The 10,316-nt window shown below is 49.2% G+C and carries 10 protein-coding genes; all 10 read right to left on the reverse strand.

Going from position 1 to position 10,316, the window contains the following annotated elements; genetic code table 11:
• The coding region (locus ACTVJH_RS15235) for an Rpn family recombination-promoting nuclease/putative transposase (protein WP_455992577.1) at positions 1–481 on the reverse strand (481 nt) is incomplete at its 3' end.
• Positions 482–1,319: 838 nt separating this feature from the next.
• Positions 1,320–2,582 (reverse strand): ATP-binding protein, encoded by a 1,263-nt coding sequence (locus ACTVJH_RS15240; protein WP_455992579.1) that lies wholly within the window; start codon positions 2,580–2,582, stop codon positions 1,320–1,322.
• A 340-nt stretch (positions 2,583–2,922) separates the two neighbouring features.
• Complete coding sequence (locus tag ACTVJH_RS15245; RefSeq protein WP_455992581.1) at positions 2,923–4,107, reverse strand: DegT/DnrJ/EryC1/StrS family aminotransferase; 1,185 nt, start codon at positions 4,105–4,107, stop codon at positions 2,923–2,925.
• A gap of 91 nt (positions 4,108–4,198) precedes the next feature.
• The gene (locus ACTVJH_RS15250; protein ID WP_455992584.1) at positions 4,199–4,561 is read right to left on the reverse strand and encodes a HEPN domain-containing protein; all 363 of its coding nucleotides are present in this window, start codon (positions 4,559–4,561) and stop codon (positions 4,199–4,201) included.
• On the reverse strand, positions 4,551–5,096 hold the full coding sequence (locus ACTVJH_RS15255) for a hypothetical protein (protein WP_455992586.1): 546 nt from the start codon (positions 5,094–5,096) through the stop codon (positions 4,551–4,553). The genes ACTVJH_RS15250 and ACTVJH_RS15255 overlap by 11 nt, the downstream gene beginning before the upstream one ends.
• Positions 5,089–5,445, reverse strand: a complete 357-nt coding sequence (locus ACTVJH_RS15260; protein WP_455992588.1) for a hypothetical protein — start codon at positions 5,443–5,445, stop codon at positions 5,089–5,091. The genes ACTVJH_RS15255 and ACTVJH_RS15260 overlap by 8 nt, the downstream gene beginning before the upstream one ends.
• Positions 5,446–5,719: 274 nt before the next feature.
• Complete coding sequence (locus ACTVJH_RS15265; RefSeq protein ID WP_455992591.1) at positions 5,720–6,334, reverse strand: sugar transferase; 615 nt, start codon at positions 6,332–6,334, stop codon at positions 5,720–5,722.
• 51 nt (positions 6,335–6,385) lie between these two features.
• Positions 6,386–7,354: a sulfotransferase family protein gene (locus ACTVJH_RS15270; RefSeq protein ID WP_455992593.1), complete on the reverse strand. Its 969-nt coding sequence runs from the start codon at positions 7,352–7,354 to the stop codon at positions 6,386–6,388.
• Positions 7,351–8,130, reverse strand: a complete 780-nt coding sequence (locus tag ACTVJH_RS15275) for a GNAT family N-acetyltransferase (RefSeq protein ID WP_455992595.1) — start codon at positions 8,128–8,130, stop codon at positions 7,351–7,353. Before ACTVJH_RS15275 ends, ACTVJH_RS15270 begins: the two co-directional genes overlap by 4 nt.
• A gap of 537 nt (positions 8,131–8,667) precedes the next feature.
• Positions 8,668–10,110 (reverse strand): ImmA/IrrE family metallo-endopeptidase, encoded by a 1,443-nt coding sequence (locus ACTVJH_RS15280; RefSeq protein WP_455992598.1) that lies wholly within the window; start codon positions 10,108–10,110, stop codon positions 8,668–8,670.
• Positions 10,111–10,316 lie beyond the last annotated feature (206 nt).

The raw sequence follows: 10,316 nt of genomic DNA on the forward strand, positions 1-10,316 counted from the left end.
GGACTTCATGCAAAATATGCTCAAATTTGGGAATGTACTTCCTGTACGTCTCATTGGGCAGGTCAAAGAGATCGGAAAACTCCAGGCTGGAGCGCCACTGTTTCTTGCCGTGGTAAAAAACCAACGGAACGATCAGGGGAAGCCGCTCCTTGTTGGCCTTGGCGGCTTTCTGCCACATCTCGCTCATGTATTTGAAAAGCTGCAGCTTGGTCCACGTACCCAAACTGCTCTTGTGCTCGATCAGGATGTACACCTCGGCAGGATCGCCACTTTTGAGCTGGATGGTAAGAACAAGATCCGACAGGCTTTCCTGGAGGTGGTCGCTGATATATGACTCCGAGGCGACTTCCAAAGAATCGAGATCGAGTTCCGAAGTGATCTCTGCGGGCATGTAGTAGCGGACAAAGTCTCTGGCTACGTCCTCTCGGCCCAGAATGTTCTTGAACACATGATCATGCGCTGACTGGATTTTCTTACTCATGAAACAAAACGTAAGGCATATGTTGGAGGCTGGCAAGGGCAATCCTGTCACGAATACAAAACCCACCGAGGAAAATTCCAGGGTGGGCGTAGTCGTCTACAGGCACACGCGCAATGTCGCTGCCGTTTAGGTCAGAGATAAATACCGAAATACCTGCCGGCGGGTTAGTTGTCCGTGGCAGAAATCCCTCTGTGTCAGGGACGTTGTCGCCTCATCATCCAGCAAGGCAGAGGCGGTTTGAGGTGTTAGTATCTTACTCGTGAAAGTCTGCCATAAAAAACAAGAAAATTTTATAACCGCTTGAACTTAAAACTTAAAACCTAAAACCTAAAACTGCGGCTTGGGCGCATTAGTACCTTACTCGAGGCAGCCTGCCATAAAAACAAGAAAATTTCCCCAAAAAATCCGTGAGACATCTTTCCTGACACAGGGGGGCGGTTACCATTCTTTTCTCTTTTTTTCACCGCGAAGAACGCCAAGTGACGCCAAGAAAGACTATAAAAACAAAATACTATATTTCAAAAGGGACTATCCCCTTCGCGTCCCTTCGCGCCTGCCTGATGAAATGCTGTTGCTGTTCATTTCACTTGGTCCTTCGCGGTTATCAGTCCTTTTTCATTTTTTTCACCGCGAAGTCCGCTAAGTGACGCCAAGAAAGACAGAGATACTCCCGCCTCCCGTTTCCCGTTTCCCGACTCCCGCTTCCCGCCTCCCGTCTCCCTGCCTTTCGCCTTTTGCAGTTCCCTAAAACCTAACACCTAATACCTAAAACTGTCTTACCCCTAACACCTAAAACCGTAGTTCTCGTGCGCAGCACCGGCTTTTTTTCCCTGGCCGTTCAATTCAGATGGTGAAAATATTTCCAGAAAGGAATCACCTGGATATCGTTGAGACGAATTTCTTGATTATAGGTGATAATGGTCTTGGAAATGAATGGATAAATCTTTTCGATTTTTTGTAAGGCGCCCACTTCTCTCTTGGTATTCTGATCGGTGAGTTCATGGCATACCTGAACGGCTTCCAAGGTATTGTCGCTATTTTTTATGATAAAATCGCATTCAAAGCCTTTGTTGTAGAAATACATCTCCTTTTCTGCCTTGCAAAACTCACTGAATACAAGGTTTTCCAACAACTTTCCGCTATTTGATGAAAACTGGAAAGAAAGATGGAGAAATCCATTATCAACGACATAGGCCTTTTTTTTATTGTTCTGTTGTTCCTTGAGAGACCAGGAAAACAGCTTGAGCTCACTGAGTATATACGCAGACTGGAGATAGTGAACAAATTCCTTTGAACTTTTATCATGAATATGTACGGCCTTTGCCAGAGAAATATAGGAATATGGCGCCGCAATATTGGAAACAAGATAATAACTCAATTCCTTGAAGCCTTGTATATCCCGGATATGATTGTTTGAAACACAATCCTTCAACAATATGGTATCATAATATGATGCTATGATATCCCGCCTGAATGATTCCTCGCAATCCAGTACCTCTACAAAGGATCCGTATTTCATTAAATCGTCAATTATAGAAAGGACTTCAGGTATTTTTTGTACAAGCTGGAAATAGGATGTGTAACCTTTGATCCGCAATACTTCGGAAAAACTTAAGGGATAGACCATGTTCGCGATATATCTTCCCGTCAGAAGCGTTGCAAATTCACTGTTTAAAAGTGAAGAATTGGATCCTGTAATACATATCTTGGTGAATACTTCATTATCATAAACGGTCTTGACGAATTTTTCCCATCCTGTAATCGCCTGTACTTCGTCCAGGAAAAGATATCTGGTTTTTTTCCCGGTTACCTTTTGGGCTATTTCCACGATTTCATAAAGTTTTTCAGGGGCTTCATTATACTCTATGAAAAAAGGATCTTCTAGATTGAGATACAGGATTTCCCGGGGGTCCACGGTCTCGACCAGGGTATTGATCAGGAGCTTGAAAATGGTGGATTTCCCGCTTCTCCGAATACCCTGCAGGACCTGAATGTGCTTGGCAGACAGGTTGTGCACAAGTTTTTGAAGTACATGCCGCGGATACAATTCCTTATACGACCCGGACCAATGGCGATTGTGAGAGATAAGTATTTTTTCCATAATGTGCTACGAGATAACATGTTTTTTCACGCATTACAATACGGAAATATCGGGCGTCGATATTACCGACAAAAGGATTTTTTCTGCCAACAAAACAGTGTCCGCCCCCTTCGCGTTCCTTCGCGCCTGCCTGGTGAAATGCTGTTGCTGTTCATTTCACTTGGCCCTTCGCGGTTACCAGTCTTTTCTCTTTTTTTTCGCCGCAAAGAGTGCTAAGTGACGCCAAGAAAGACAAAAATACTCCCGACTCCGGTTTCCCGTTTCCCGCCTCCCGACTCCCGCCTCCCGCCTCCCGTCTCCCTGCCTTTTTCGCCGTTTCCTAAAACCTAACACCTAAAACCTAAAACTGCCGTAACGCCGCCTCCCCCATCACCGTATCGACAACCTCACACGTCCTCTCAATCTCTTCCGGTGTAAGCGTCGGATGCACCAGGAACATAAGGCTCGTCTCCCCCAGTTCCTTTGCCACTGGTAATCTTTCCCCCGGTCCATACCCAGCATCTATAAACGCCTTTTCCCGGTAGATTTCCGAGCAGGAGCCCGAATAGCAGGGCACGCCCCGGTCCATGATCTCGTTCATGATCCGGTCTCTGTTCCACCCGGTTTTGAGCAGTTCCGGGCGTACGAACACGTAATATTTGTAATAGGCATGAAAGATATCATCTCCCGGCCGGGTCAGCCGCAATCCTTCCAGGTTCTTGAAGCAGGCGGTCAGTTTGTCCGCATGGGCTCTACGCTTTTTTACCCATGCATCCAGCTTGCCCAGCTGAACCCGGCCGATGGCCGCCTGGATCTCGGTCATCCGCCAATTGGTGCCAAAGGACTCGTGCAGCCACCGAAACCCCGGCGCATGCTCCCGTTCATACACGGCCTCCCAGCTCTTGCCGTGATCCTTGAAGGCCCAGGCCCGTTTCCACACGTCCTCATCATCCAAAACAAGCATCCCGCCTTCCCCGCCTGTGGTCATGATCTTGTCCTGGCAAAAGGAGAACGCGGCCGCATGGCCAAAGCTTCCCACAGGTCGATCCTTATACCTGGCCCCATGGGCCTGGGCGCAGTCCTCGATCACATACAGATCTTTTTCCCGGGCAAGCTCCATGATGGAATCCATGTCACACGGCCACCCGGCCAGATGCACACAGATGATCGCCCTTGTCTTTGGCGTGAGCACGGCCTGAATGGTCTCGGCAGTGATGTTCTGGGATATTGGATCAATATCCGCGAGCACCGGCACAGCCCCGCGCATGACAACAGAACTCGCCGAGGCAATAAAGGTCCGCGGCGAGGTGATCACCTCGTCGCCCGGTCCAACCCCAAAGGCATACAAGGCAAGCTCAAGAGCCAACGACCCATTTGCCAGGGCAATGGCATGGCCTCGCCCGGTATAGGCGGCATATTCCCTTTCAAACTCCCGCCCCTCCTGCCCGGTCCAGTAGTTGACACGCCCACTCGTGAGGGGTCTGGTCGCAGCGGCTATCTCATCGGGCCCGAACACGGGCCAGGGGGAAAATTTCGTGTTTAACATATTTCAACCTTTTCAATGTAAAAATAGATAAAACGCCCCGGTTATCACAACCGAGGCGTTCCCTTCCCAAAATGTTCACTTCAGGCAGACATTACCGTCCAAGCATATCCAAAATTTGCCTTGAATTTCTGATGGACAGCAAAAGATCATTCTCGGTGATAGGTGAGGTTTGCCTGTAATCCGCATCCACACGCTTTATTCTGAGTCTTTTCAACATGTGTCCTATTTTTTTCATTTCACTGGAATCCTGCTCCAGAAGATATGCAATCAATCGGTCATGCTCGCGTCCTTGGGGGGAATCAAAATCCAAGGCACTTTTCGTCATATTGAATGCTGCATAATAGGAACGGCTGATACCTGCTCGATAAAAAGCCTCACGCCCCTTTTCTCGCTGGTTCGCCATTTTTCCAAGAGAATCAGCAACATCAATATATTGTGACCAGTTAAATTTCATTTCCGTACTGAACCGTTACAACGATACGATCCCATAATGAACCGGTTTTTTGCTCAATCCACCAATCATCGAGTTGCATCATTTTTTCAAAGGCATCATCCGGCATTTCCGCCGGGCCAATCACCAATAGAATATCAGGTTCCATTCCTTCTTCAAGAACCGGAGACTCTTTCAGGTACAACCTGGGGGCATCAAACAATTCCAGAACTTTTCGACGGGCTCGGTCGATAATCTCGATCAATTCAGGACATTTTGAAAAGCGTTCCACCATTACATCATAGTGGTCAACGGCTTCAAAATGGCCCAGGACCTGACAAACCTTTTCAGAGGTATGAGGCCGGGCACCCTCTCCCAATTTCTCCCAGGTCACACGCTTCACACGCCCTAGACATGTGCTGGATTCCAGAGAGCTCCCCATCGACACAATCTTTCCAGGGAAGGTACTGCAAACACTCTCACTCGAATTCCAATTGAAACTCCCAAACATGGTTGGTGATCCATCCCCCTTGAAATCAAACGGCCTTGATTTAGGCATCACCTTCCTCCTTGACGGATTCAGCACCTTCAGCGGCCCGTATCTGATTGTCCAGCCAATCCCTCACCTGCCGTGCGGTTTCAAGATTCATCATCACACCACAAGTCACGTTACGAACCATCATGTGCTGAAATTCTCTGGGATCGCACTCATCCTGGATCACATCGCCGATCATGCCGTCATCATCCATCTCATAGACAATGGATTTGGGAACAGGCTGTCGCTCGAGAAAAAAATTCATCAGAATCTCCCCCCGAGGCGTCACTCCCCCTTGAGCTCCATTCGCATATTCCGGACAAAAATCATCCGGGAAGATGTATTTGAATTTTAATGTATTCTTCTTTGTCATGGCATAACCTCCGCTGTCATCGGTACCAGATCAATGCGTCGTTTCGATGATACGCGATAAAGTCTATACCCAAATTTTCCTGTTGTCGACACCATCCCTGACACAGGGGGCTTCAGACGTCGGTCTTTTTTCGACTTCCGACATCCGACCTCTGACCTCGGTCTCTTTCTTCGTGTCCCTTCGTATCTTCGCGGTAAAAATCGGCTTTTTGTCTCTGGTTTTTTCGCAGTTACCTAACACTTAAATCTTAAAACCTAAAACCGTTTTTCCCTCTTCATCCAAAAACAGTCACCCATATATACTTCAGATCCTTCCAGAATGAATACTTTCGAATATACTCGAGATTGATCCGAACCTTGTCCGGAAAGATGACCTCTCGGTTGTATGCCTCTGGATCTTCCACTTTCATCAGGATCTGCTCTTCGTCCCGATATTTCAGGGTTGCCGGCCCGGTAATACCGGGGCGTATGGACAGTACGAGCCGTTCTTCCCCAGCGAGCCTATCTGCAAACCCGGGAACATCCGGCCTGGGCCCCACAAAACTCATGTCGCCCTTGAGAACGTTGATCAGCTGGGGCAGTTCGTCGATCTTGGTTTTTCTCCAGAACCTGCCCAACCTGGTGATCCGAGGGTCCTGGTCAGTGGTGACGACCGTTTCCACCCCCTGTACCGGACGCATGGTTCTGACTTTTATCACTTTGAAAGTCTTTCCATTCCTGCCCACCCGGTCCTGCATGAAAAAACCATTTTTCCGGGTATCCACTGTGGCCAGAAACCAGGCTGGAACGATGATCCACCAGGTTGCCATAAGGCCAAAACCTGCCCCCAGAAAATCAAAACAGCGTTTTAACGCTGCTGCTTTCGGATTTAACCCTCCTGATCCAGCCATACATTTCCTTTTGGTGCAAAAAAATAATCAAGGAAATCACAAAGAATGGTTCTATGTGATCCCAAGCGATCCGTGTACACCTTGCAGTTCATTCAGGGCACTATAAAGCTTTGAGGTATCGCTGCTCTCATTTTGACGCACAAGTCTGTAGTCAAAATATCTGGGAAATTCCTGTCGTATTTGCAGCTGCATTCCCCTTTCATTGCAAAAATCCACCACTTGTTGAACTTCACCGCGAGGATTTTGGCACAGCCCCTCGTACGATATATGAATAGTCAGTTTGTCATCCGCTACGGCTTCGAGCCGACGATTGAGCCAGTATACCTGAGAGGCCACTTGCTCATATACATTTGCGCCCTTGGAAGAGGCACACTCCTTGGGAAATACGGAAAACCAACCCTGGGCACCTTTCTTTCGACTACGCAGAATAGAGGCGGCATTGCTCAATGGATCCCGGTGCAAACGCACAAAAATGGCCTCAGGAAACCATTGTCGGAGTTTCTCTACAGCCAGAACGTGTCCCAGATATCCGCTTACAAAAGGTGACTTCGTAGTTGCGAGAAGCGCAAATGTCCTGCGCAGGTAATCGATACGACGTGTGAGAAGTGCATCGCGCATAGGGACATCCTGAAGTTCATCCAAACCGCACCCGCACCAGTAAGACCAGAACCGCAGCCCTTCAGCCGGCCCGCAGATCCCCTGGACAAAACCGTGGCTGGATTGAAAATCAGATTGATAGTTGGCACACTTTCGAGCGGAAAGACATCCTCCGGCCCAGGGCAGCGCATACAAAAGGTTCCACAGGTTGCTCAAGTAACGAGGCTGCAGCCCGTGAATCAGACATTGATAGGTGAGGGTCGAGCCACTGCGAGGTAAGGCCAGAATGAATATAAGCTTTGAATGGGAAGAGCTGCAAGTGCGGGTCTGTACGAACGGAGCTTCCAGAACTCTGAGCCAGGCCAAAGGGAGTCGTTGCACCAGACGGGCTGCCTGAACAATAAAAGACTGACGGCCGCTCACTGTTTTGCCCCTGTTGCCGTACAGGCACGGTGAATTCTTTCCTGTTCGAGCGCAACAGCTATTTTTTGCAGCAAGGATGAAGAACGCCCCTTGAAGATATCTCGAAAGGGATACAAAAGCCTGATCACAAGCCCCATCCCTGGAAGATAGACCACGCGCAATCTGGCGTATGCGCGGCGAAATTTGAATTTTTGCTCCAAGAACTCGTGCACATTGGTCTGGTGGCTGATATTGCGGGCCCCATCACTCACATAACGCAGTCCGCGATTATTCAGATAATGTTTATTCATCTCGTGAATCAGCAAATACCCGGCATATCCCCGCATCGCATCGGGTTGAAACCACATTGTGTTGTAAAAACAGGCCTCATCGCGAACCAGGTTTTCGCTGAAAGATACCATCTGACCACTTTCCAGCTCCCGAACCGCCCAGAACTCCGTTTCTTCAGGAAGCTCAGCAATGGCCTGGCGAAAGGCCTGTTCGGAAAACATCTCCTCAAAGGTCTCGTAGCGATCAAATGCGGATCGATAAACCGCATATCCTTGGGCAAGAATCTCCTCACGACTTGCCGGTAGTGCCTCATAACGTTTTATACCACGTCGGACTTTGCTTCTCGTGTTTCTGCTTAACGTATCGAAATCTTCAAGTTCATCCTTGATCACATGCCACCATTCCCCAGTGTTCAGATGGTCGAATCGATCTTCCCACCGGATGAACAATGCTCGATGCTTGATTAACATCCTTCGAGCATCAGCTTCCGGCAAATCCTTTTCCACATGGGGCATTCCCAAAGGAACGAGTGCTCCGTGATGGTGTCGCCAATCCCCTCTGGCTGTCCGAAAATACCTATATCCTATCATTCGTCCGTAACCGACCTATATTTTTTAATGAAATACCATGAATTTCAGACCAACTCAGTGCCTGTACAGTCCGATCTGGTCTGGCAAAACGACCATCTGCTAGGCACAGGGAAAACCGGCGAGCCCATGTGCTTGCGTACAAGATACCACAAAACCACAAGAACCGGACTGATACAAATCAACCCGGTTGCTGTGGCTATACAATCAAATATTCGTTTCAAAGTATATCCCCACCAGCCACGTCTTCCGATCTCCCGCAGTCATCCTTTGCGAAAAAAACAGCTTCTCGTCTCTGGCCTGCCCTATGAAATGCCCATGCTTCTCATTTCATCCGAGTTTTTCGTTTTTCGCAGTTACCTAAAACATAAATCTTAAAACCAAAAAACGTCCTTCCCCTGACTGCCCGGTGAAATGCCCTTGCCGTTCTATTTCACCCGGGCCTCCTTTCTTTTTTTACCCCCACCCTAATGCCATTTCCAAAACAGCCTTCTCCTCACGACGCAAAACCATATAGGCTTCGGAGTTGGTCACTTGCCACGCTACGAGTTCACGGCTGAGATTGAAAGTTGAAGAAAGCTCATTAATCACTGTCTGCAAATCGGTCCCCTTGCGCACGGCATCTGCAGCGACACTGCGGGGAAGAAGGAATTCTGCGGCAAAGGCTTTGGCTCGTTTCTCCAGCATTTCAGGGGTTCGACCGCCAAGGACTTCAGCCAGGGGAAGAGAACCGCTCCGATCCACAAGCAGATGGCACATTTCATGGGCAAGGGAGGTACGTCTGCGGTGGACATGTTGGCCACGTGCTCCGGAAGCTGAATTGATCAGAACGGCAGGACCATGCCGATGTCCCCAGACGGCCACGGCCTCTAGTTTTTCTGTTGCACGTTCAAGTGGAACATCCTTGACCTGTACTCCCCAGACCTGAAGCAATTTCTCCGGATCGGGTACTGCGTCCCATTCCAAACCAAGCTGTTCACGCAACCATCCGGCAAGCAGATAGCCTTGTTCAAAAGGACGGCTTTCGGGATCAAGCAGGGGCAAGGATTCTTGGCTCAATGCATCCAGTTCGGGGGTATCGTTGTGGGAGAGCACCCTAATCGTTTCGATAACTTCCCGCTTGCCTTCTATTCCCAGACCGCCAGGAGCCATCCTGGCCGCCATGGCCAGTTCGCTGCTTTCATTCGCGTCCTGAACGGGCATCTCGAAAAATTCTTCCGGAACCCGTCCGTTCAGCATGCTATCCAATTCATCGCCAGACATTCCGCTGCAAAGACGAATCCGCCACTCCAACAGGCGATCATCCCTTTGCTCCCAAAGTGAAAGAGCCCTTTCAGCACGAGCGTTTCCTGCCCCCCTAATTTCGCTCGCAATCCACTCACCAAGCTCGTCAAGCATCGTTTTGACATGGGCAAACGGTAACAAAAAAGTCTTACCCCATTCAGGAACTCCCACCTGAACCAATCTTCCCTGACGGAGCAGGAGTACGGAAGGCAGGTAGATGCCCTTGAGGGCCAAAGCCAGATCATGACGATACCTGAAACGGACCAGTTCTTCATCCTCGTCATCGACAATAGTCTCGCTCAGACCTTCCCAGCGTTGCTTTGCCGCCGATTCCATTGCAGTCACATCCAGCGGATTGATGGGAATGGGATAGATCTCCTCCAAGAGCAGCCAAGGCCAATTTTCGGCCACAAACTCCAGCAGATCGACCCAACTCCACTCCACAGCCTGTTCATTGCCGGCGTCGTCTTCCGTCACCCACAAAGCCTCGCCAAGCACCAGAAGCCTGGCTTTGCCCCAGCACAAGCCTTTCCGGAGTTTTTTTTGATCCGGAAGTTCAAACTCGAACTGCAATCCATCAGGAGCGCCGATTATCTTGCGTATTTCTTTTCCCATGCCCTGAACTCCTTAGCAAATCCTTGTTGCTCGGCCATCTTCCGCAATGTGCGCATGATCCAGCGCGGAATGGGCGTTCTGCGGTTCCCCCCAATTTTAGGACCACCTGTTAAGGTGGAATCTGCGTCCAAAAACTGATAACAAAGGACGTATGAACATGGGCAAAAAGAAACGGCAATTTACGGACAAGTTCAAGGCCAAGGTCG

The organism is Desulfoplanes sp. PS50 (assembly GCF_053851535.1).

What these genes read in the sequence shown, in the direction of transcription:
- ACTVJH_RS15240 (WP_455992579.1), bottom strand. Translation starts at nt 2,582, where the DNA reads ATGGAAAAAATACTTATCTCTCACAATCGCCATTGGTCCGGGTCGTAT.
- ACTVJH_RS15245 (WP_455992581.1), bottom strand. Translation starts at nt 4,107, where the DNA reads ATGTTAAACACGAAATTTTCCCCCTGGCCCGTGTTCGGGCCCGATGAG.
- ACTVJH_RS15250 (WP_455992584.1), bottom strand. Translation starts at nt 4,561, where the DNA reads ATGAAATTTAACTGGTCACAATATATTGATGTTGCTGATTCTCTTGGA.
- ACTVJH_RS15255 (WP_455992586.1), bottom strand. Translation starts at nt 5,096, where the DNA reads ATGCCTAAATCAAGGCCGTTTGATTTCAAGGGGGATGGATCACCAACC.
- ACTVJH_RS15260 (WP_455992588.1), bottom strand. Translation starts at nt 5,445, where the DNA reads ATGACAAAGAAGAATACATTAAAATTCAAATACATCTTCCCGGATGAT.
- ACTVJH_RS15265 (WP_455992591.1), bottom strand. Translation starts at nt 6,334, where the DNA reads ATGGCTGGATCAGGAGGGTTAAATCCGAAAGCAGCAGCGTTAAAACGC.
- ACTVJH_RS15280 (WP_455992598.1), bottom strand. Translation starts at nt 10,110, where the DNA reads ATGGGAAAAGAAATACGCAAGATAATCGGCGCTCCTGATGGATTGCAG.